The 22,647-nt window shown below is 53.5% G+C and carries 18 protein-coding genes and 1 riboswitch; of the genes, 14 read left to right on the top strand and 4 right to left on the bottom strand.

The window, feature by feature from the left end; all coding sequences use genetic code 11:
* The first annotated feature begins 40 nt into the window (after positions 1-40).
* The 5 genes from C1876_RS04445 to C1876_RS04425 all read left to right on the top strand — a co-directional run bounded on the left by C1876_RS04445 (position 41) and on the right by C1876_RS04425 (position 7,403).
* Positions 41-2,041 (top strand): Mur ligase family protein, encoded by a 2,001-nt coding sequence (locus C1876_RS04445; protein WP_148044525.1) that lies wholly within the window; start codon positions 41-43, stop codon positions 2,039-2,041.
* 122 nt (positions 2,042-2,163) lie between these two features.
* Positions 2,164-2,333, top strand: a riboswitch (Lysine riboswitch).
* A 63-nt stretch (positions 2,334-2,396) separates the two neighbouring features.
* Positions 2,397-3,944: a Na+/H+ antiporter NhaC family protein gene (locus tag C1876_RS04440; RefSeq protein WP_114545510.1), complete on the top strand. Its 1,548-nt coding sequence runs from the start codon at positions 2,397-2,399 to the stop codon at positions 3,942-3,944.
* 503 nt (positions 3,945-4,447) lie between these two features.
* The gene (locus C1876_RS04435; RefSeq protein WP_227113446.1) at positions 4,448-5,353 is read left to right on the top strand and encodes an LCP family protein; all 906 of its coding nucleotides are present in this window, start codon (positions 4,448-4,450) and stop codon (positions 5,351-5,353) included.
* 18 nt (positions 5,354-5,371) lie between these two features.
* A complete protein-coding gene (locus tag C1876_RS04430; protein ID WP_114545508.1) occupies positions 5,372-6,394 on the top strand; it encodes a glycosyltransferase in 1,023 nt (340 codons plus the stop codon).
* A 16-nt stretch (positions 6,395-6,410) separates the two neighbouring features.
* A complete protein-coding gene (locus C1876_RS04425; protein ID WP_244910033.1) occupies positions 6,411-7,403 on the top strand; it encodes an LCP family protein in 993 nt (330 codons plus the stop codon).
* Between the two features lie 54 nt (positions 7,404-7,457).
* Here C1876_RS04425 and C1876_RS04420 read toward each other — a convergent pair whose 3' ends face one another.
* Positions 7,458-8,567: a glycosyltransferase family 2 protein gene (locus C1876_RS04420; protein ID WP_114545507.1), complete on the bottom strand. Its 1,110-nt coding sequence runs from the start codon at positions 8,565-8,567 to the stop codon at positions 7,458-7,460.
* Positions 8,568-8,687: 120 nt separating this feature from the next.
* Between C1876_RS04420 and C1876_RS04415 the strand changes: the two genes are divergently transcribed.
* From C1876_RS04415 to C1876_RS04405, 3 genes are read left to right on the top strand one after another with little or no spacing between them, the layout of a single operon-like run.
* Positions 8,688-10,757, top strand: coding sequence for a DUF6541 family protein (locus C1876_RS04415; RefSeq protein WP_114545506.1), 2,070 nt, complete (start codon positions 8,688-8,690; stop codon positions 10,755-10,757).
* Positions 10,758-10,784: 27 nt separating this feature from the next.
* Positions 10,785-11,669, top strand: coding sequence for a LicD family protein (locus tag C1876_RS04410; protein WP_123269614.1), 885 nt, complete (start codon positions 10,785-10,787; stop codon positions 11,667-11,669).
* Positions 11,670-11,720: 51 nt separating this feature from the next.
* On the top strand, positions 11,721-12,974 hold the full coding sequence (locus C1876_RS04405; RefSeq protein ID WP_148044526.1) for a lipopolysaccharide biosynthesis protein: 1,254 nt from the start codon (positions 11,721-11,723) through the stop codon (positions 12,972-12,974).
* Here the strand turns inward: C1876_RS04405 and C1876_RS04400 are convergent.
* The 3 genes from C1876_RS04400 to C1876_RS04390 are packed head-to-tail and all read right to left on the bottom strand — an operon-like array spanning position 12,971 to position 15,265.
* Entirely contained in the window at positions 12,971-14,140 is a 1,170-nt protein-coding gene (locus tag C1876_RS04400; RefSeq protein ID WP_114545503.1) for a glycosyltransferase family 4 protein, read from the bottom strand. The two genes, C1876_RS04405 and C1876_RS04400, sit on opposite strands and share 4 nt — an antisense overlap.
* A gap of 12 nt (positions 14,141-14,152) precedes the next feature.
* A complete protein-coding gene (locus C1876_RS04395) occupies positions 14,153-14,506 on the bottom strand; it encodes a DUF2304 domain-containing protein (protein ID WP_114545502.1) in 354 nt (117 codons plus the stop codon).
* 9 nt (positions 14,507-14,515) lie between these two features.
* The gene (locus C1876_RS04390; protein ID WP_227113440.1) at positions 14,516-15,265 is read right to left on the bottom strand and encodes a glycosyltransferase family 2 protein; all 750 of its coding nucleotides are present in this window, start codon (positions 15,263-15,265) and stop codon (positions 14,516-14,518) included.
* Between the two features lie 111 nt (positions 15,266-15,376).
* Here C1876_RS04390 and C1876_RS04385 point away from each other — a divergent pair, with 111 nt between their 5' ends.
* From C1876_RS04385 to C1876_RS04360, 6 genes are all read left to right on the top strand, one after another.
* Positions 15,377-16,210, top strand: a complete 834-nt coding sequence (locus tag C1876_RS04385; protein ID WP_114545501.1) for a LicD family protein — start codon at positions 15,377-15,379, stop codon at positions 16,208-16,210.
* Positions 16,211-16,329: 119 nt separating this feature from the next.
* The gene (locus tag C1876_RS04380) at positions 16,330-17,328 is read left to right on the top strand and encodes an extracellular solute-binding protein (protein WP_244910032.1); all 999 of its coding nucleotides are present in this window, start codon (positions 16,330-16,332) and stop codon (positions 17,326-17,328) included.
* The gene (locus tag C1876_RS04375) at positions 17,316-18,146 is read left to right on the top strand and encodes an ABC transporter ATP-binding protein (RefSeq protein WP_244910031.1); all 831 of its coding nucleotides are present in this window, start codon (positions 17,316-17,318) and stop codon (positions 18,144-18,146) included. Before C1876_RS04380 ends, C1876_RS04375 begins: the two co-directional genes overlap by 13 nt.
* A 7-nt stretch (positions 18,147-18,153) precedes the next feature.
* Positions 18,154-19,755: an ABC transporter permease subunit gene (locus C1876_RS04370; RefSeq protein WP_114545499.1), complete on the top strand. Its 1,602-nt coding sequence runs from the start codon at positions 18,154-18,156 to the stop codon at positions 19,753-19,755.
* 36 nt (positions 19,756-19,791) lie between these two features.
* Positions 19,792-20,688: a sugar phosphate nucleotidyltransferase gene (locus tag C1876_RS04365; RefSeq protein WP_114545498.1), complete on the top strand. Its 897-nt coding sequence runs from the start codon at positions 19,792-19,794 to the stop codon at positions 20,686-20,688.
* A 163-nt stretch (positions 20,689-20,851) separates the two neighbouring features.
* Complete coding sequence (locus C1876_RS04360) at positions 20,852-22,624, top strand: phosphotransferase (protein ID WP_114545497.1); 1,773 nt, start codon at positions 20,852-20,854, stop codon at positions 22,622-22,624.
* The last annotated feature ends 23 nt before the right edge of the window (positions 22,625-22,647 follow it).

The following is a 22,647-nucleotide window of genomic DNA, read 5'->3' as shown; positions in this document are numbered from 1 at the left end:
GTTGCAATGCAATGTCAAGATTAGTGCGCTAGGAGGGTACGTGTTGGAATCTCGTGAGACGGTATCTTTTCAGGATGCGTCGGTTGCGAACTATTCGTCTGAGTTCTCGATTTTGACGAAGTTTTGGATATGCGAAATACTCAAATTGCCGATCAGCGGTTCTGACAGTACATACACGCGTGTGTATTTTGCACATGATGTTCAGCCTGGAGGCGTAGCTGTCATTACGGTCAATACATCTGTTCCGAACACCTACACTTCGCCAGAGAGATGCGTAGAGCTTGCTGATGTGGCGATAGCCAGAGGGGCTGCTTTGCTAATCGCGCCCTTCCAGATAAAGGACTATCCATGCCTGCTGTATCCTGATCCGGTTGAAGCGTATTGCCTGATTTGCTCGAGCGTTCGCGCTCGTTTTCGTCCGAAAACGCTAAGCGTTACGGGAAGTATTGGCAAAACGACAACTACCCAGATGGCTGCGGCGGTTTTGAAAAGCAAGTATCCTGCTCATTGCAATGATAGTAGCGCTAATAATCTCCGTCTTGCCGGAGGGGTGGTTCAGCGTCTCAAACCGGAGCATATGTACTACGTGCAGGAAACGATGGAGGGTCCTCCGTATTGCGCTGCTGGTGTTATCGCCAAAGTGGTTCAGCCGCAAGCTGCGATTGTGACGCTGGTGGGTTCTTCCCATTTGGAGGCGTTTGGAACGCAGGAGAGGATCCTCGATAGCTGTCTAAGCGTTCAAGAAGGAATGCCTACCGGTGAGGGATTGATGATACTTAATGGCGACGATCCTTTCCAGTGGGGAGTTTCGTGTTCTCGTAGCGTTGTGTACTATGGCATAGATAATGAAGAATGCGATTATCGAGCGGCCAATATACGTAGTGATGGATCGCGTCTTGCATTCGATGTCCTCTATGAAGACAAAGTTGTTGCAGTGACGCTGAACTGCTTTGGAAGGCACAATGTGCTTAACGCTCTTGCGGTTTTCGCTGCCGGCGTTTGGGCTGATATGACTGATGAAGAAATCGTTTTTGGCCTTGCATCTTATCGACCTTCAGGCATCCGGCAGAATTTGGTACGGTATGGCGGGCATTCGATATACCTTGATTGCTACAATGCTTCGCCCGAGAGCATGCAGAGCGCCTTTGATGCTTTTGAGATGGTGGGCGTTCCCGAAGGGGGCCACCGGGTTGCCGTGCTGGCGGATATGCTTGAGACGGGCGAGGAGGAAGCATTATTTCATCGACGCGTTGGGGAAATGGTCGCACGATCAAAAATTGAAAAGCTCATATGTTACGGTTCGGCAAGTCGCCACATTGCGGATGCCGCTCGGCTTGGCAATGCGACTTGCGTTGCGCATACCGAATGCTTCGACGAACTGATTTCTTTGATGGAGAAGCACGTATCCGTGAATGACGTTCTCATGGTCAAGGGCAGCCACGGCATGAAGCTTGAGCTTGCAGTGGATAGGGTTTTTGGAACCGCGTTTCACGAAGAGTTCGAGCGCTATGAGTTTAGGTCGGGCGAGTTTCGCGACGATGTGCTGCGCTACTTTGTTTACACGGATCATGCAACAGTGCGAGGAAAGCTTGCTTCCTGTTGCGATGTTGCGATTCCCGAGACAATTGAGGGACGGGCGGTCACCAACATAGCACGGGCCGCTTTCGAGGGCAGCGCGTATACGAAAAGCGTACAGTTCCCTTCAACGCTTCGAAATATTGGATATGCGGCTTTCTATCAAGCTAATCAAATAGAAAGAATCGAAACCCCTCCATCGCTTCGCATAATAGAGAGGAGTGCTTTCAATTCTTGTGCGAAGTTGGAAACTGTATTTGTCGCTGATGGGTGTGTGCATATTGGTCAACGCGCCTTTGCGTATTGTCATAACCTTACGGCGGTAAGGCTTCCTGATTCGATTGCGCAAATAGAAGATGATGCATTTGTCGGAAGCGAGAAGGTGGTACTTGTTTGCAGCGATGGATCGTATGCTGATCGATTTGCGAAACGCATGGGGTTAAAGGTTTCCCGTGGCCGGAGCTGATCGACTCAACTTTTCCGGCGTTTCCTTCGTTTGGAAGGGCTTTGTCCGGACGCTTTCGAATTCGTACTATTGACACGGGATTTACGCATGGTAGTATCCATTTAATTGCAACATGATAATGAAATCGTGGTAGAGGCGCGGCTTTCATCAGTATCCCTATTAGAGCGTTTGGGTGCGCATGGGCGAAAGGGAAAGCCGCCGAAGGATTAGAGGGTACCCGAACCCTCTAATTCCTGGGACGCAAGATAATATCTTGCGTACTGTCGCATACATGCGGAGAGCTGCCATGGTCAGACGCCAAGTTGATGCCTTGACGCCTAGCCATGATCAGGCTAGCTGCGGAAAGGAAACGCGCGTGGAATTTGCGAATACGGCTTGGGCGCTCGTCCCGGCTCTGGTTGCCATCGTTCTGGCTCTGGTTACCAAGGAGACGTACCTGTCCCTGTTTGTCGGTATCGTCATGGGGGCGCTGCTCGTGGCCGGTTTCGATCCTACGCTCACTCTCGACGCTATCGTGAACGACGGCTTGGTTCCCGCCGTCGCGGACAATGCCGGAATTTTCGTATTCTTGGTCATGCTGGGCATTGTGGTGGCGTTAGTGAGCAATGCCGGCGGCGCGGCTGCGTTTGGTCGATGGGCTGCCGTTCACGTAAAGTCGCGAGCAGGAGCAGAAATTGCGACTTTTGCCCTAGGCGTATTGATCTTCGTCGACGACTACTTCAACTGTTTAACGGTCGGTTCCGTCATGCGTCCGTTGACTGATAGCAAGAACGTATCTCGTGCGAAGCTGGCATTTATCATCGACGCGACAGCTGCTCCTATCTGCATGATTGCTCCCGTATCTTCTTGGGCGGCTGCCGTGTCGGGCGTAGCGGCCGACCTGAACGTGAATGGCATTCAGCTGTTCATAGAGGCCATCCCTTTCAATTTCTACTCATTGCTGATGATCGTGTTCGTGATAGGACTTATCTTCCTCAACTTCGACTACGGTCCGATGGCGAAAGCTGAAATGGAAGCTTATCGTAACGGCGAATTGGGTTCACTTGGCAATGACGAGGTTGTCGAGAACAACAAAGCGACGCTTTGGGATATGCTTGTTCCCGTCGTTATCCTTATCATCTTCTGCATATTGGGCATGCTTTACGTTGGCGGATTCTTCGGTGGAGAAGCGAGCGGGGACCTTATTGCGGCGTTCGGCAACACCGACGCATTCGTTGCTCTTCCTTGGGGCGCGCTTATTGCGCTCGTTCTGTCTTTTCTGTATCTCTTGGCCCGTCGGGTCATAACTCTTAAAGACTCGTCCGTTTCGTTCACTGCTGGATTCAATGCCATGGTGCCTGCCATTCTGGTGCTTACGCTCGCTGTTTCGTTGAAGAATATGACAGGGCTTCTGGGTGCGGATGTGTTTGTTGCTGGACTGATGGAAGGCGCTGCTCCCGGTTTGTTCAACTTGCTGCCCGCCGTTATTTTTCTTGTAGCCGTCTTCTTGGCTTTTTCCACCGGCACAAGTTGGGGAACGTTCGGCATCCTCATCCCTATCGTTCTGCCGATCTTTGCAAATGATCCTACGTTGCTGACCATCGGCATATCGGCGTGCCTTGCAGGTGCCGTTGCCGGCGATCACTGCTCTCCTATATCCGATACTACGGTCATGGCCTCCGCGGGTGCAAATATGAATCACGTTGATCACGTATCGACTCAGCTGCCGTACGTTTTCACCATGGCGGCTGTGTCGTTTGTGATGTTCGTTCTAGCGGGCTTCGTGCAAAACGCTTTCATTTGTCTTCCTGTCGGAATCGTTCTGACTGTTTTGGTGCTGATGGCGCTCAAGAAAACTATTGGGTGCAGCGTGGACGCCCCTGAAAATATCGGCGAGTTGGATGAGGTCCTCGCTGAGTCATAAAATTGCGCCACAGCATTGTTCGGGCTGGCTTCTCCTCGTGAGTGGGCCAGCCTTTCTTTTGTCGGTAAAGGCGGAGATGGGGCGCTTGTTGGTCTGGTGGGTTTTCTTCGAGCGCTTTTGTGTACGTGCTATGATCTCCGAAGGTTGAGTATGTGCTGAGGGAAGGTGTGATTTTGCGGCCGGATTATTCAAGAGGAAGTCGACCGGAGCAGGTTTCCTCCATGCAAAGGGGAAAGCACGCTCAGCGGTATGTTTCCCCTTCAGGTAATCGAAGCCGCCCATATCGGATTGATACGGCTCGAAGTCGAGTCGACGGCCATGCTTCGCCAGTCGCATCGAGGCCCACGGCAAGTCAATTGTATCCGGATTACGTCAAAAAACGGAAGCGTAATCGCTTGTGTAAGCGCGTTGGCATAGGCGCGCTTGCCGTGATCGTTGCTGCAGTGTGCGCGGTCGGGGGGTATACGGCGTGGTACTCGAGTGCGCTCAATAATGCTCTTTCCATGGGCAGCGAGCAGGATGCTTCGGTGGACGCCGTTCTAACGGCGCGAGAAGTTGGCCAGCCTTTCTACATGCTGCTCCTCGGATCTGATTCGCGCGAGGGGTCGGGCACGTCGACGAATCCTGCCATGCAGGGTGACAACCAGCGCTCGGACGTGATGATTCTGGCACGAGTCGATGCCCAAAACAGACAAGTGACCTTAGTGTCCGTACCTCGCGACACCCCTTATACGCTCGATGACGGATCGGTTGTCAAAATCAACGAGGTGTACAATATCGAGGGATCTGCGGGATCCATCAAGGCCGTATCCGAGTTGACCGGCGTCCCTATTTCACACTATGCCGAGGTGCATTTTTCGGAGTTTCAGGAGATCGTTGACAAGCTGGGGGGCATTACGGTCGATGTGCCTATCGAGATGTCGTACAAAGATGCCTTAACGGGCGACAAGGTAACAATCGAGCCCGGCGTGCAAACGCTCGACGGCCAACAAGCCCAGATTTTTGCGCGCGTTCGTCACGAATACGGCGATAACCAGGAGGCGAAGCGGCAAAGCAACATCCGTCAGATACTGTCTGCCATCATCGAAAAGGTGCTGCAGAAGCCGGTGACGGAGCTTCCCGGTACCATACTCGATCTCGCTGAAAGCGTGGGCACCGACATGGACACATCCGATATCGTATCCTTGGGCCTGACGTTTTCCGGCGGTTCGGGCGGCATGACGATGTACAGTTGCACCGGCCCAAGCAACGGAGACTTCGACGAGGCGAACAACGGCCTTTGGTTGTGCTACGAGAATCCCGAAGGGTGGGCGAAACTCATGGGGGTCGTTGATTCCGGAGAGGATCCCAGCGGGTTGGATGTCGAATCTACTGCCATCGTTCCCCCGGCGCTCGACGAGGCCGCATAACGAGAAAGGGGCGTTCCCGTGGCGGATGTTTCCATTGTCATTCCCATGTACAACGTCGGAGCGTATATTTCCGAGTGTCTGACGTCGCTCCAGCGTCAAACGTTTCAGAGCTTTGAGGCCGTCTGCATCGACGATGGTTCGACCGACGACACCCTTGCTATCGCGCAAAAGACCGTGGGCGACGACGATCGCTTCTCGTTCGTCTCGCAAGAGAACGCCGGGCAATCGGCTGCGCGCAATGTCGGCATCGCGCGCTCGACGGGGAAGTACCTCCTGTTTCTCGATGCCGACGACTATTACGCGAGCCGGACCCTCGAGGTGCTGCTTGAGCAAGCGGAGCGCGATGAGTTGGACGATCTGTTCTTCTCGGCGCGCACCGTATACGAAGATGCGGAAGCCCGCGCGCGGTATCGCGACGATTACGACGATCGTGCGACCATTGAAGGCGTCATGAACGGGCAAGAGCTGCTCGTACGGTTCGTTCAAGCGGACTCGTTTTGCGTCTCGCCCGCGCTCCAGTTCGTCCGCCGCGAGTTCCTGATGGAATCGGGCATCCTGTTCTATGAGGGAATCATCCACGAGGACAACCTCTTCACCTGTCTCATGCTTGCCTCGGCGCCGCGCGCCGCGTTTCTCAATGAGCCGCTGTACGTTCGAAGGGTGCGCGCGGAGTCCACGATGACGGCGAAGCGGGAGCTGCGACACGTCTACGGGCATTTCAAATGCGCGTACGAGCTCGAGGCTTGGCTGCGACAGCGCGCCGAAGCCTGCTCTCGGGCGTTTTCTCAGGCACTGCTGCATCATATTGCGTTTTGCTACGACAGGGCGGCGTTCGACGCCTTGTCGCTTGAGCCCGCAGCGTTGGAAGCGTGCGCGGAGCGTCTCGATGCGGACGAGTGTATTTCGTTTCGCTTGCACGTGATCGAGCATGCCGAGGAAATGGCCGGAGTTCGTAAAGAGTACCTCGATTCGACGACGTACAGGGTGGGTCGTGCTATCATGGCGATGCCCTGCTGGTTGAAGGACAAATTGAACCGCTAAAGCAAGGGGAATGGTTGTGTTGAAAGGAATGATCTTAGTGAAACTGAAACGGATCGCTTGTATGGCGGTCGCGGTGTGCGGCGTATTCGCGCTCCTGCTGCTATCGGGTTGTCAGCAGCAGGAGGCTGCTCCTTCGGAGACGGCGACGGACGTACAGCTTATGCAAGAGGCCGGAAAGAGTACGGAAGATCCCTTTTATGTACTCGTCGTTGGTAATGACTCCCGCAAGGGAACGACTGAGATTGAAAACGCCAACTATGCTGATGGTACAGGGCGCTCGGATACCATGATGTTGGCTCGCGTTGATCCCGAGACGTATCGAGTAACCCTCGTCAGCATTGCTCGCGACACTGAAGCGACTTTGGATGGCTCGGTAGTGAAGATCAACGAGATTTATCGTCAGGGAGGTATTGATGCCGCAATTGCCGAAGTGGAAAAATTGACGGGCGTGCATGTGCGATACTATCTCGATATGGGGTTCGTCGGTTTCGAGAACTTTGTAAATGAGATTGGCGGAATAACTGCCAATGTACCCATTGATCTCCATTTAAAGGATATTGTTGGCGGTGACAAGATAGTGCTGAGTGCTGGTACGCAAGAGCTCAACGGCCCCCAGGCCTTGGTGCTCGCCCGCGTTCGCAAGCTGTACGCCGCCGACATCGAGGCTTGTCGTCAGATTCAGGATCGTCAGATCGTGGAAGCGGGTATCAAGCAGGTGGCGGCTGATCCCGCAAACGCTGCGGCGCATGTCGATACGCTTCTTGCCAATGCCGACACGAACTGGCCGACGGACGAGTTGGCCGCTATGGTGGCTGACTTTGCGGCGCATGCTGACGAGATCACGGTGCTCTCGGGGACCGGCCCCTATGTAGGCGACTTCATGGAGGAATACGACGGTCTTTGGTTGACTCCGCGCGACGAGGATACGTGGAAGAAGGTCATGCAGGTTGTCGATGAGGGCGGCGATCCCACTACGGTGGTGCCGCTGCCTGAGGTTGAGGCAGCGTAGGGTGTTTTATGCGTGAAAAGGAGGGCGGCTCGATATCGAGCCGCCCTCCTGCTTTTATAGATCGCCTTCTCGTCTGCTCTTTTTCTTGAAGTAGCTGGTTAACGTAAACCACGTAAAAGACGGTCCGACATTCTTTAGGTTGTACATGCCCTGCTTGACGAGTCCCCATGCATACGGGATGCTGCTCACCTGCGGTTCGGGGAGTCCACGCAGTTCGCAAAACATGCGCTTGCAGCCGGGGGGGATCTCGGCGTCCGAGAGCACGAGGCTCGCATCCATGCGCTCGAACATCTGGGTTGCGTTCGTTCGCACTTCCTCGTTCGACAGGTCGACTTCCTCAAGAATGCCGCTCAGGTAGGTGAACCCTCGACTGTTATGCGCGCGCAACACGGACTCGTCGTGCATGTTGATGTTTTCGAGCACGTCCATCATGTCGTTCCAGCGCTCAAGGGGAAGCAGCGTGTTGTTGAGCGCGAATGACTTGGATTTCTCCGGCGTTTCCTCGCGATAGCAGTAGTACGGGTTGTCGAGGTAGGCGATTTTCTCTGTCTGGCAGAGCGTTTCGAGCAGAAACGGATTGTCGGCCCATCCGGCTCCTGGATATTCGCGGAAACGAATGCCGTGCTCGTCGAGGAACGACTTTCGGTAGATCGCCGACCAGATGGACGGATGGTGCGTGAGCAGATGCGCGGCATCGCGAATGGCGAACGGCTGACGCGGCGGCTTGATACGGCTTCGATAACTGCAGTTCATCTTGCGCTGTTCCGGCGTGTCGGGCATCCAGATGCGCCAATACGGGGTTTTGATGATGTCAACTGGTTCGTTGAGCTTTGCGGCGAATGCGAGCATGTCGGTGTACATGCCGGGCTCGATCCAGTCGTCCGGCTCAACGATGGATATCCATGTGCCTTTCGCTTCTTCCAGACCTCGATTGCACGTGGCGCCATAGCCCTGATTCGGTTTATCGATGACGCGCACGCGCCCGTCACGTGCCGCATAGGCTTGCATGATGGCGAGGGAGTTGTCGGTGCTGCCATCGTTGAGGCAAATCACATCGAGTTCGCGATGGGTTTGCGCCACGATGCTGTCGAGGCACTGCTCAAGATATGGCTCGGCATTGAAGATGGGAATGATTATACTTATCAGTTGATTCTCGGGATGCATGTGCCCGAACTCCTTTTCAGAGGGTCTTTGTGCGGTGCGTCACTATCATACCATCGGAATAACGTACAATACCATTGAGCATACCGTACCGGTATGACGGGGTGGGCTGGAAGGGTCATTATGTGGGGGTTGTTTTATGCGTCTGCCTTTATGGCGGCGTTGTTTTTGTATCTGCCGGGTTATCTGTTTTTGCGCGCATTGCGAATAGCGCGACTCATAAGCGTTGTTTGCGCTCCCCTTGTTACGATTTCCTCCTATGGGGTGATGAGCATCGCGTATGCGAAAGCGGGGGTATTTTGCTCGTGGTCTACGCTTTTCGTTCCCGTGTTAACAGTGTGCGGTGCGTTATGCGTGATCGGTTGCATTGCGGGGAGGAAGCGGGGTGAGGTGCTTCGCTCGTCGCGGAGCGCCGTCGCAGTGAAGCGCGATTGGCTCTGTCTGGGGCTTTATGTTACGCTCGGAGTCGTGGTCGCAAGGTTTTTGCTCGTAGGCAACTTGGAAAGCCCCGATTCGTATGTGCAAGATTTTGATAATATACACCATCTTGGCGTGACGTTCGGATACGTCGAGTCGGGCAATTGGTCTCCCTTCAATGCTACGCTGTATGCAATGGCTGACGATGCTGTTATCAACCCGCTTCCCGACTCATCCTTCTATCCTGCAGCATGGAATTGGCTTGCCGCGTTGTTGGTGAGTTCGCTGCAGATATCGGTTCCCCTGGCTGAAAATGCGGTCAACTTCATGCTGGTTTCTATCGTGCTTCCTTCGAGTATGTTCTTGCTCATGAGGCGCATCTTCTACAAGACACCCGGCATCGTTCCTTATGGATCCGTTCTCGTTCTCGGCTTCTCTGCTTTTCCTTGGGGCTTTTTTACGTTCGGGCCTCTGTATCCGAACATGCTGGCATTCTGCATGCTTCCCTCAGTCGCATATTGTTTCATGAGCCTGTTCTCTGAGGGTAGCGATAGGCGTTCTCGCGTCGCGTCGGTTGGAGTGTTCTGCCTGGGGCTTATCTCCTTCGTATTCGCTCAACCGAACGCAGCGTTTACCATGGGCGTCTTTCTCATACCCTTCTGCGTGTATCGTGTTGCGCTCGCTGTGGATGGGCTCTCCCTCCCACAGTCCCGGCAAGTTCGCGTCAAAATAGGTTTGTGCGCACTTAGCCTCGCCCTGATCGCTGCTATTTGGTATGCATTTTACAGCGCTCCATTCATGCAAGGGGTTGTCACGCATTCGTGGCCTGCGTTTACCACCAAGCCCCAGGCGTTAGTGGATGTTCTCACGCTCGCGTTTCGTGAGCAGGGCACGCAAGTCGCACTCGCGCTGCTGGTGATCGTTGGCGTGTTGTACACCATCAAAGAACGCCGATATCTTTGGCTTTCATGCTCGTACGCTATGATGGTTGTCATGTACATTGTCGACGTCACGTCTGATGCTCCCATCAAATACCTTCTCACCGGGTTTTGGTATACGGATTCTTGCCGCATCGCCGCTTCCGCAGCGCTGTTTGCTGTACCCTTGGCGGCTATTGGTTTGTGGCTGGCAAGCTCAGCACTGAAAAGCGTGTTGTTGAAGGTTTCGGGCATGCGCGACAAGTCAGTTTCGCGCATCGCCCCTTGCGTCATCGCCGGGATGTTTTTCTTCATCAACATGTATCCGAACTTTACGATTACGGGCTTCGCCTCGGTGAATACGGGTATTGGAGCTATGTCGAGTTCGCTCGCCTCGAAAAACAGCACGCAGCATCCACGCGTGTATGATCTTGCGGAGATGTCGTTTGTGCAGGAGGTTCGGAGCCTTATCCCCGAAGGTTCGCTTATCATTAACGAACCGGATGACGGAAGCGTGTTCGCATATGGCACGCAGGACTTGAACACGTATTACCGCTACTTGAGAGTGTACGGGGAAGAAAACGAGACCAGGCAAAGTAAACTCATCCGCACGAGGTTGTACCGAATTGCGTCGGACGAACAGGTGCGCGCCGCCGTTGAGAGCATCGGTGCCGAATACGTGCTTGTTCTCGATCAGGGAGAGTCTAAAGAGGATCGACCGCGACTGTTTACCTACGAGAACGGCAAGAACTGGCTCGGTATTGAGTTGATACGTGACGATACGCCCGGCTTTGAAAAGGTGCTTGGCCGAGGGGATATGCGTCTCTATCGCATAACGAGATGTGAAGATGTGGCGTAAGACGTGGACGAGAGGAAGTGAACGGTCGTGTCAAAAGTGAGTGAATGGGAAGAAGGGCAAGACCAGCAGCGTGATGAGCGGCTGGAAAAGCTCCATCGCGTGCTCTTGGGAATGCTCAAGGATTTCTCTGCGGTGTGTGAACTTCACAACCTTCGTTGGTTTGTGGCGTTCGGAACAGCTTTGGGCGCGGTGCGGGAGAAAGGGTTTATTCCCTGGGATGACGATCTTGACATCTGTATGCCCCGGGAAGACCTCGAAACGTTTGTTCGGATCATGCAGGAAGACGCTTCCGGTCGATACAGTGTGATGAATTCGCAGACGAACGCGAACTATCCAATGGCAACGACGCGTCTGATGCTGAACGGTACTGAATTTCGAGACGCGGCGCTTCAAACAGCCGACTTCGAGTCATGCATTTTCCTCGACCTATTCCCTCTCGATAGCCTCGCAGATGACGAGAAGGCCTTCCGTAAGCAGGCATGGCGTGCATGGTTGTGCAATAAGCTATCGATCACGAAACTGGTAAAGAGCCCCTATATTGGCGGCGGTGGCGCACGCGCTTTGATGTTGCGCGCGGGGACGTTCGGCATGCGGGGGCTTCTCAAGCTTCCTGGCCTTCGCTCGCTCGACTTCAACGAGTTATCGCTTCGCGAACAGACGCGCTTTAACGGGGTTCAGACGCGACGTATAGGTTTCTTGTGCGAGACCGATAGGTTTTCTTGTGTGTACGATCGGGAGGACTTGTTTCCTGTGCGAATGGTGGTATTCGAGGACATGATGGTTCCCGTTGCTCGCCATGCGGAGAAGTTGTTGGAGTCTTTATATGGTGACTTCATGACTCCTCCGCCATTAGATCAGCGACGCGAGCATTATCCGGATATCCTGGATTTCGGCGAGTACGCTGAGGCGTAAGTGCGGCGCATCTTGCTTCAATACTCAATTTACTGACGTCTGGATGTGTCCATGCTGCGTACGACCGCATCGCAAAAGCGTGTATTCATATGGAACAGCGTGGGGAGTGCGATATATGCGATATCTTCCTTCTTGCTGCTCATCATCGTTGTTCGTGTGTGCGGTGTTGATGAGGGTGGAGTCTTTTCCATCGGATATGCTATCGCCCAACTTATGCTGACGATTGGCGTGTTCGAGGCGACCACGTATTTCGCGACCGATGCCGAGAATCGCTTCACGTATGCGCAATATCTTGGCTTTAAGCTGGTTACCTGCGGACTTATGATCATCGCGAGCGTCATTTACATCACCTCGTTTGGCTACGACGCGCACAAGTCGCTTGTGGCTTACGCGCTGTGCGCATACCGACTCTTTGAAGCGTTGTCCCAATACTGGTTCGCTGCTTTTCAAAAGGAGAATCGACTGGACATCAGTGGATTCTCTACGACATGGCGATCGGTGATCTCCATTGTGGTGTTTGCGTTGGCTCTCGTACTCACGAAAGATATTGTGCTGTCGATGCTTCTCTCGTCTGCGAGCGAAGCGGTATGGATATGCTGCTATGATGTTCCGCGCCTGCGAAAGATCAGAAGGGTGGGCAAGCCTGACTTTTCCTTTAAGCCTCTCGTATCCCTTTTTGCCGCCTGCTTCCCCCTATTTATCAGCTCTTTTCTGGCGATCTATCTAGGCAACGTCTGCAAGTACGCTATCGACGCGGTGGGTACGGAAGAGATGCAGGCGATTTTCAACGTGCTGTTCATGCCGTCGTTTGTCATCAATCTTTTCGTCAACTTCTTCATCCGACCTTCGCTTACGCACATGGCTGAGTTGTGGCTCAAGCGAGAAGTGCATGCTTTCATGAAGACTATCGCCAAATTGCTTGGTGCGGTTGTGGGCATCACCGTCTTTGTGGTTGCGGCGTGCGCCGTGATCGGCATTCCCATTCTCGAATTGTTTTACGGTATTGATTTGACGGGTTGTTTGCCGGCGTTGCTCATCTTGCTGTTGGGTGGCGGCTTTTTATCGGCATCGGTGGTGTTCTACAACGCCATGGTAATTATCCGGGCTCAGAATGGCGTTCTCGTAGGCTACGCGGTAGCTATTGTGATCGCTCATCTTGTCGCAACGCCCTTTGTGGTTGCTTCGGGCATTATGGGGGCTAGCGTGGCGTATGCGATCTCGTGCGTGGGCCTTTTGCTGTGTTTCGTATTTGTGTTCGCATGGTCTGCTCGCAGCAGGATGAGAAAATGGGAAAGTCGGAGCTAGCTCCTTTGGGCGTCTTCACACGCCCGCAAGGCGTCTTCTGCTGTTTGCTGCCAGTTGAACAGATCGGACACGCGCTGCCGTACGCGGCGGCCTTGTGAGACGAGCTCGCTGTTGTTTTCGATGGCGGTTCGCAGCGCCCGTTCGATCGATGTCGCATCGGCGTTCTCGAGAACGGTGCCGAACGTTTCATTGGGAATGAGTTCGGCGACTCCGCCGACGCGTGTCACGATGGAGGGTGTGCCGCATGCGGCGGCTTCAAGAAGGCTCGTCGCGAATCCTTCCGAGCGGGAGGGGAGGCAGAGCGCGTTTGCCTGGCAGAGCAGGGCGGCCACATCTTGCTTGTTTAGATTTCCCAAAGCGCGAACGTGGGGGAGTCCGCATTGCTCGACGGACGCACGGAGCGGACCGTCGCCCGCAAACAGACACCATATTGGCTCGTCTTGCAATGCGTCCATCGCTCCAAGGAGCGCGGGTACGCCCTTTTCCGGGACGAGCCGTCCTACGGAAACCAGAAGAAGCTCGGATTCTCCGATGCCTTCCTCATGTCGATAGTCCCGACTGCTGCGCATCGACTCAAACGAAGAGGCGTCAATGGCATTGTGCAGTTCGCCGCTCGATTCGATCCCGAAATGACGGAGCCAAGCGCTTCCCGCTTCGGATACGGCGTAGAAACGAGGCTCACTGCGCTTAATGATGGCCGATAGGGCGTGTTCTACTCCCGCAAGGGCGGTGTCGAGGATCGGGTTGTTCAGGGTGAGATGGGCACTTCCATGCTCTATGACGATTGGCGTGATTGAACGCTTGCGCGCGAATCGAACTCCGAAAAGCGAGAGAGGATAGAATCGCGTGTTCACTATAACGTAATCGACGCTTACTCTTTCAAGTTTCTCGATGAGGGAGCGGTACTCGTTCGTTTTGTTTGCGAGTGGATAACGGCTTTTGAATGCGCTATGGCAAGGGAGCCGGAATACCTCAACCCCGCACTCGTCGATTTCGTAAGGAGCTGCCGAGCAGTTGTTGAGGCATACGACAACCGCTCGATAACCCATTGCAACGCATGTGCGTGCGAGGTTGCACGTGTACGTTTCAACGCCTCCGGTGTGAGGCGGGTAGTTTGCCGAAAAGAATACGATCGTTTGATCTGCGTCGCTGCGTTTTGCGCTCACGAAGAACCCCTGTTATTTCGATTGCTCGTCTTTTGCATCTGCGGCTTTGGAAAGGGCAATGGATTGGGAGAGTTCCTGGATCTGCATTTCCAGTTTCGAAACGCGCATGCTCGTGAAAAACAATTTGACGATCAGAACGAAGATGAAGAAAAGGAAAATGAAGTTCGTCGAAGAATAAATTCCTATGAGGGAGGCGAGCGAGCTCGCTATCCCTGGAAACACACCTAGGAGAATGAGCAGGAAGCAGAGTGCGAGCCAGAAGATGGAGTCTTCGATTTTCGCGCGCGTCTGAGCGACTCGTCTGAGCATGAGCACGGCAAGAATAAGCGATGCGACAATGAGGATGGACTGAAACAGTAAAGTCACGACGACTCCTTACCTACGGAAAGGCTGGATGATCACGATAGACACCGTCATGCGAAGCATGTAGAGGATGGCAGCTTTGGCGTTGAGGTAGCTCGTTCCTGCCATGCGATCCCTCATGGTTACGGGAACTTCGACCACCGATGCTTCCTTCTTTTTGATGAAGTAGGCGAGGGTGTCTGGTTCAGGGCCGCAGTTGCTGTCGTTGGCGAATGCGCGCATGGATTTTTTACCGAAGAGGCGCATGCCTGATGTAGGGTCCTTAAGGTGCACGCCCGATGTCATGCGTATTGCGGTTGTGATGAGGGCGCTGCCGACCATTCGAAGCGAAAAAGGTTTTTTCTCCGTAACGAAGCGCGATCCGATAACGATATCGTGATCGGCTGCTTGTTGGAGAATGCTCGGAATGAAGCGCGGGTCATGTTGCCCGTCCGCATCGAACTGCAAAACGAAGTCGTAGCCGTTTTCGTATGCGAACTTGATGCCCGCTTGGAATGCCCCCGACAAGCCGACATTCACGGGAAGGCTGATGTGATTGAAGCCCTGTTCGCGACAAATAGCCTCGGTGCCATCCCTTGATCCGTCGTTCACAACGAGGTAGTGACACGTGGGTATGGTCGATAACAACTCGTCGAGAGTTCCCAAAAGCGAACTCTCTTCATTGTAGGCGGGTATTACGATGAGCGTTCGCTCAATCATGTCGCTGCAACGCTCGTCGAGTATTCCATCCGGGCTCTGAACTTGCGATTCTCTGTTAGACATAGCAGTTCGGGAACTTTCTTTCCAGTTTTTTGTCATGAAGGGTATTGTATACTATTGCGAAGATATGCTTCTGCTGCAAACAATGATGATTTGATAACTACGGAGAGATGCATGCGTTACGATGACGAAACCCTGCGAAAGATGCAGTTTATGGAGCTCGGCATTCTAAAAGAGGTTGATCGCGTGTGCCGAGAACACGATATTGCGTACTTTCTCGATTCTGGTTCGGCATTGGGCGCCGCTCGCCACGATGGCTTCATTCCTTGGGACGACGACATTGACGTGGGCATGATGCGTGCGGATTACGAGCGGTTTCTCTCCGTCGCGCCCGAAGCTCTTGGCGAGCAGTACGTGCTTTCCGAGCCAATGACGAACGCGATCCATTCTGCAATGTTTGCGAAGGTGTGGCTGAGGGGAACGAAGTTCTATACCGTCGAAACCCTTGATGCGGGTCTGCGTCAAGGGATTGGTATCGACATCTTGCCCTACGATGTGCTGTCGGCTGATGAACGCGTCGCGCAGAAGCAGCGGCAGCGGTGTTCTCTGCTTCAGAAACTGCTGTATCTCTACCATTCCAAGAATGTGGTGGTTCCCCACAAGGGAGCGCTCGGTTCATTCGAGCGTGCGGCATGCGGTGTTGCGCACGCCTTTCTCAGGGTCTTTACCAGTCATGAGCGTTTGGCCGGGCAATTCCAGCAATCCGCGCTCGCGGGCGAAGACAGTCCGGGTGATACGAGCATGTGCATGTCGTATGTGGCCATTGGCAGCTACCCGACGAACGTGCTTGTTCCCGCGGGGCGTCACATGTTCGAAGGGGAGGAGTTTCCGGTTCCTGCCGAGATAGAACGCTACCTCGAGATCATGTTCGGCGACTGGCGCGAACTTCCCCCTATGGACGAGCGACGACAGCATGCTCCTATAGAGTTGGGGTTCGACGTCCAGTAGGGGCTTGCAGCCTTGTTTCCTATGTGTTTGTTTGTTCAATTTTACATTATCTTGAACTTAAATGAACATTTGCGTTACCATTGTCTCCTTAAGGTGTCATGAAAACGAGGAGGGCAGTGGTGACGAGACGGGGGATGACGCGGCGATCGTTTGTGGCGGTCGCGGCTGGAGCGTTGGTGTCGTTGGCATTGCCCGGTTGCAGTTCTGCGAACGACAATACCGTTGTCATCTATTCGTGCGGTGAAGGAGAGGCCAACGAGCTTTTGCTCGAAGCCATGCACCGCGACTTGCCGGACTACGATATACGTTTGCACTACGTATCCACGGGAACATGTGCGGCGAAGCTGCAAAACGAGGGAACCTCAAGCGAAGCCGACATCGTGCTCATGCTGGAGGGCGGCTATTTGAGGCAGATCCAATCAAGCCTCGCGCAGCTCACATCATACGATCTGGATGCATTTGAATCCGACTTGCTTGATGGAACCTCGACGTACTTGCCGTTTAGGCGAGAGAGTGCATGCGTGGCCGTAAACGTGGGGGAGCTCGCTGCACGCGGTATTGCCATTCCCGAAACCTATGATGACCTTCTCGATCCCTCATACCGCGGTTTGATTAGCATGGCTAATCCGAAATCGTCGGGAACGGGATACAATTTCGTGAAGAGTCTTGTGAACACGCGCGGCGAAGATGCGGCGTTTGAATACTTCGATAAGCTTGCCGAAAATGTCTATCAATTCTCGTCTTCGGGGTCGGGCCCGGTTAATGCGCTTGTGCAAGGTGAGGCGCTCATCGGGTTCGGCTTGACGTACCAAGCGGTGTCGGAAATTAACAAAGGCGTACCCATAGAGGTCCTTTTCTTTGAAGAGGGTTCGCCCTGGACCATGAACGGCGTCGCCGTTGTGGACGGAAAGCAGGATAAGCCGGCTGTACGCGCGGTGATGGACTGGATGTACGACACGGGCATATTGCTCGACAAGCAGGAGTTCGTACCTGACAAAGTGTTCGTCGACCAGCATACGGAGATACCGAACTATCCTCAGGACACTCATTACGCGAATATGGACGGGGTGTTCGATATCGACGAGAAGAAGCGGCTGCTTGAGAAATGGAAGTACTGACGATGAGCGAACAGAATCGGGTAATGGCGAAAGAAGCGACAGACGTCAACGCGCGTGCAAGCGAACCGAAGCTCCGTATCACCGGTCTTGTCAAGCGCTTTGATGGGGCGGATGTGTTGCATGGCCTCGATTTCGATGTACGGGATGGTGAATTTCTCTCCATTCTCGGACCTTCAGGTTGCGGTAAGACGACTACGTTACGTATTCTTATTGGGCTGCTGTCGCCCGACGAGGGAACAATCACGCTCGACGGGCGCGACATCACGGCATCGTCTCCTGATGATCGCGGCATGGGCATCGTGTTTCAGAATTACGCGTTGTTCGAGAATATGACGGTACGTGGAAACGTCGAATATGCACTTAAGTTCAAACCGCAGCTGAAAGCTCAGCGCCGCGAGATTGCGCAGCGCGTGCTCGAACAGCTCGGTTTGTCGGAGCATCTCGATAAAAGCGTACGCCAGCTTTCGGGCGGTCAGCAACAGCGCGTGTCTATTGCGCGCACGTTGGCGCTCAACCCTGAAGTCATCCTATTCGACGAGCCCATGAGCGCGTTGGACGTAGAGACGCGTCTTTCACTGCGTCTCGAGCTCAAGCGTATTCAGCGCGAGTTTGGTACCACGATGGTCTACATCACTCACGATCAGGAAGAGGCATTTGCTCTGTCTGATCGTGTCATGGTCATGGGGGAGGGTCGTATTCACCAGCTGGCTGCTCCTGACGACATCATTGCTCATCCCGCGGACGACTACGTCGCTGATTTCGTGGTGAAGAACCTCAACATCAAAATGGATTCGCTCGCGCGATTCATGGATCGGTAGGCCGGTTGTGAAACGGAAGGGTAAGCTCAACCTCACGCGCATTGTGCTGGCCGTGTTCTTCCTCGTGGCGGCGGTGCTGCCACTGTTGGGAATGTTCTCCCAGCTTGCAAGTCCGGGAGCGTCTGCGGTTTTCGGCACGGAGCAGTTTAGAATCGCCTGCCTCAACTCCATTGGCGTGTCCCTCACTTCGACGGTCATATCGCTTGTGCTGGCGCTTGCTATGTCGTGGGTGCTATGTCGGACGAATATCCGCGCCAAAAGTGCTATTGCCGTGATTATGACGCTCCCTATGCTTATTCCGTCGCTCGCGCTTGGCATGGGGCTCGTGTTCTTGCTGGGATCGAACGGCATAATCACGAATGCTTTGGGCCTTGATTTTTCCCTCTACGGGTTCTGGGGCATCGTCATGGGGTCGGTGTTGTACTCGTTCCCCTCTGCTTTTTTGCTGCTTTACGATGTGCTTAAGTACGAAGACGCATCTCCTTATGAGGCTGCTGACGTGCTGGGCATTCCGAAGATCAATCAATTTCTCAGCATCACGTTGCCCTATTTGCGCAAGCCGCTGATTTCGGCGGTGTTCGCTACGTTTACGCTTGTGGTTACCGACTACGGCGTGCCGCTCATGGTGGGCGGAAAGACAACAACGCTTCCGGTGCTCATGTACCAGGAAGTTATCGGTTTGCTCAATTACAATACAGGTGTGGCTATTGGCTTCGTGCTGCTCATTCCTGCGATCGTCGCCTTTCTCGTCGATGTGCTTAATGCGGATAAGGGAAAGTCATCGTTCGTTTCGAAAGCGTTCGACATCAAGCGCAATGTTGCGCGCGATGCGCTCGGATACGTCGTTGGGCTGGTGGCTTCGGTGGCCATTATTCTGCCGCTCGGCTCGTTTGTCTTGGTGTCGTTCGTCCAGAAATATCCGATCGATCTCACCGTGACACTGGACAACATCGGACGAGCGATGAACTTGAACGTGGGTGATTATTGGGTGAACTCGATTATCATTGCGTGCGCGGTTGCGCTTTTAGGTACGACGCTTGCCTATTTTGCCGCCTATATTACGGCGCGTATGGGAGGGCGTTTTGCGAAACTGCTGCACCTCGTGTGCATTACCACGCTTGCTATCCCCGGTATCGTCCTCGGTTTGTCGTACGTCTTATTCTTTAAGGGGTCCATTCTATACGGGACGTTTGCCATCCTTATTTTGGCGAACCTCATTCACTTCTTTGCATCGCCCTATCTTATGGCGTACAACTCGCTTGGCAAGGTGAACGAGAATCTGGAAGCGGTTGGATCGACGATGGGTATCAGCCGAGGGAGTATACTGAAAGACGTGCTCATCCCGCAGACGAAGGACACGATCGTCGAGATGGTAGGTTACTTCTTCGTCAACTGTATGGTTACCATCTCTGCTGTGGCATTTTTGTCCACAACGCTCGATATGCCGCTCGCGCTGCTTATTACCGATCTTGATGCGCAGCGTTTGACAGAGTGCGCCGCGTTTGTGTCGCTCCTGATTTTGATAACGAACATCGCCTTCAAGCTCATACTTGCAGGCGTGAAAAAAGCAATGCATCGTGCCGGTTCGCCGACTGCTTCTGCGGTCTAGGCGCGAGGCGCTTTCCTAATGAAGGAGGATTCACGCATGTCTCGTTCGCTCGACATGAAGGATTTCAAGATACTAACTGCGCTCGAGGCTCGCGTTGATGAGACGCTCACACAGCGGGAAATTGCTGCTGCGGCTGACTTGTCGGTTGGCACCGTCAACCGAGCTATGGCCGATTTGCACGAGCGCGGATTCGTACGCGAGGGTACCTTGTCTGCTTTGGGTCTTGAAGCGCTTGAACCGTATCGAGTCAGACGTGCGGTGCTTATCGCCGCCGGATTCGGGTCGCGTCTTGTTCCTATTACGTTAAACACGCCGAAACCGCTCATCCGCGTGCACGGTCAGCGTATCATTGATTCACTGCTCGATGCGGTATGTGCTGCGGGTATTGAGGAAGTGTACGTGGTGCGCGGGTATTTGGCCGAGCAATTCGATCAGCTACTGTATAAGTATCCTCAAATCAAGTTTATCGAGAATCCGTTCTACAACGAAGCGAACAATATCTCGTCGGCCGTGGTTGCCAAAGACCTGCTGCAGAACACCTACGTGTTCGAGTCGGATCTGTTGTTGTACAACCCGAAACTCATCACGAAGTACCAATACTCGTCGAACTACCTCGGAGTTCCGGTGCCTGTTACCGATGACTGGTGTTTTCAGACGCGCCGCGGTGTCATTACGGGGTTGTCGGTGGGTGGTACGGATTGTCATCATATGTTTGGCATATCGTACTGGACCGAAGAAGACGGAAAGAAGCTGTCCGAAGACGTCGCTTCGACGTTCGCGATGCCGGGCGGTAAGGAACGCTATTGGGACGAAGTGGCCTTGCGTTACTTTGCGCGTAATTACGAAGTCTCAGTGCGTGAGTGCACGTTTGATGACGTGATTGAGATCGATACGTATCGCGAGTTGCAGGAGCTCGATAAGGCGTACGTATAAAGAGTTCAATGTTAACGGGATAATTACTAAATTGAGCATCAGAACCTCCCTTGATAAGTAGAATTGAATTCAGTTGTTCATTCTTTGCATAAGCTTTACAAGAATGAACAATGCAACTACAATCTCACCTCGTGGTCATTATTCGCTACGGTGGGGGGTTTCCGTGTCATTGGAGAAAAACGAGTTCAAGGTTCTGATTGCTTTGATGGACGAAAACCTCTACACGCAGCGGGCTCTTGCTGAGGCGACAGGTCTTTCGTTGGGATCGGTGAACCGTTTGTGCCAGGTTCTCCGCGAACGAGGGCTTATGGACGGGTTCTACCTCACGGCCGAAGGTTATGAGGCTCTTGCTCCTTACAAGGTTGAGAATGCGATAATCATGGCTGCGGGATTGTCGTCGCGATTCGCTCCTCTTTCGTATGAAAAGCCGAAAGGGGTGCTTACTGTTCGGGGCGAGGTGCTTATTGAGCGTCAGATACGGCAGTTGTTAGAAGCCGGCATTGACGATATCACGCTTGTTGTTGGGTATATGAAAGAAGCGTTCTTCTATTTGGAAGATGCGATGGGCGTCAAGATCCTGGTTAATGAGGAATACGCAACCCGCAATAACAATTCCACGCTCATGCTGGTGCGCGAGCAGCTGGGAAATACGTATATCTGCTCTTCCGACGATTATTTTACCGAAAACGTGTTCGAGCCGTATGTGTATGAAGCGTACTATGCCGGCATGTTTTTCGAGGGCCCTACGGACGAATACTGTATGAGGACGGGGCGTGACGATCGTATCGTAGGCGTCACGGTTGGAGGGTCTGATTCGTATGGCATGCTTGGACACGCTTACTTCGACCATGCGTTTTCCCAGACGTTTTCCGAGCTTCTCGAGAGGGAGTACCGTTTGCCGGATACGGCGCCAAAGCTATGGGAGGATATCTACCGCGATCATCTCAAAGAGCTGAGGATGGTGTTGCGCCCCTACGAGGCGGGCGTTATATATGAGTTCGACTCGCTTTCTGATCTCAAGCAGTTCGATCAAGATTTTCTCATGAACGTCGACTCCAAAATTCTCGACAATATATGTCGCACGTTGCGATGCGAACGCAGCGAGATCGAAGGCGTCGTGCCTATCAAAGAGGGCCTTACGAACCTATCGTTCAAATTTTCTATTGGTGAAACTTCGTACGTGTATCGACATCCTGGGTTGGGAACGAGCGAGATTATCAACCGCGCAAGCGAAGCGTACTCTCAAACGATTGCGAAAAAGTTGGGAATCGACGAAACATTCGTCTATCAAGATCCTATTGCCGGTTGGAAGCTGTCGAATTACATGGAGGACTGCGTACCGTTCGATTACCACAATTGGGGACAGGTGACGCGCGCTTTGTCGCTTATCAAGAAGCTGCATGAAAGCGGAGAGACTTCGGAATGGGAGTTTGGGGTGTACGACAAGGCTCAGGAGCTTGTCGGCCTGTTGAGTAAACGGTCCTATCCGTCATTCCCTGACTTTGACGAGATCAATGAGAAGGCTTCGCAGCTCAATGATCTCGTCGGGCGAGATAATGTGGCATACTGCCTCTGCCATAACGACTTTTACAGTCCGAATTTTCTCGTCAAGGGCGACGAGATGAGTCTAATCGATTGGGAGTATTCGGCTATGTCCGATTATGCTTCTGACCTCGGAACGTTCATCTGCTGTTCCGATTACGACTTCGAAGATGCAGAGCGGGTTATCGCAACCTATTTCGGTCGCAAGCCGACGAGGGATGAGCGTCGTCACTGTCTTGCCTACGTCGCTTTGGCTGCCTATTACTGGTTCGTATGGGCGCTGTATAAGGAGTCTGCGGGAGATCCTGTTGGGGAATGGCTGTATCTGTGGTATCGCTCCGTCCGGGCGTATTCCGCGAAAGCGTTACCTCTATACGATGTTCATTCGAATTAATATCCCGAAAGGCAAGGGGAGGG

It is taken from the genome of Eggerthella sinensis (assembly GCF_003339815.1).
GTDB classification, from domain to species: Bacteria; Actinomycetota; Coriobacteriia; order Coriobacteriales; family Eggerthellaceae; genus Eggerthella; species Eggerthella sinensis.
This window is presented reverse-complemented; position numbering and strand designations above follow the sequence as displayed.

What these genes read in the sequence shown, in the direction of transcription:
- C1876_RS04385 (WP_114545501.1), top strand. Translation starts at nt 15,377, where the DNA reads ATGCGTTACGATGACGAAACCCTGCGAAAGATGCAGTTTATGGAGCTC.
- C1876_RS04435 (WP_227113446.1), top strand. Translation starts at nt 4,448, where the DNA reads ATGGGCAGCGAGCAGGATGCTTCGGTGGACGCCGTTCTAACGGCGCGA.
- C1876_RS04365 (WP_114545498.1), top strand. Translation starts at nt 19,792, where the DNA reads ATGTCTCGTTCGCTCGACATGAAGGATTTCAAGATACTAACTGCGCTC.
- C1876_RS04390 (WP_227113440.1), bottom strand. Translation starts at nt 15,265, where the DNA reads ATGTCTAACAGAGAATCGCAAGTTCAGAGCCCGGATGGAATACTCGAC.
- C1876_RS04415 (WP_114545506.1), top strand. Translation starts at nt 8,688, where the DNA reads ATGTGGGGGTTGTTTTATGCGTCTGCCTTTATGGCGGCGTTGTTTTTG.
- C1876_RS04375 (WP_244910031.1), top strand. Translation starts at nt 17,316, where the DNA reads ATGGAAGTACTGACGATGAGCGAACAGAATCGGGTAATGGCGAAAGAA.
- C1876_RS04405 (WP_148044526.1), top strand. Translation starts at nt 11,721, where the DNA reads ATGCTGCGTACGACCGCATCGCAAAAGCGTGTATTCATATGGAACAGC.
- C1876_RS04420 (WP_114545507.1), bottom strand. Translation starts at nt 8,567, where the DNA reads ATGCATCCCGAGAATCAACTGATAAGTATAATCATTCCCATCTTCAAT.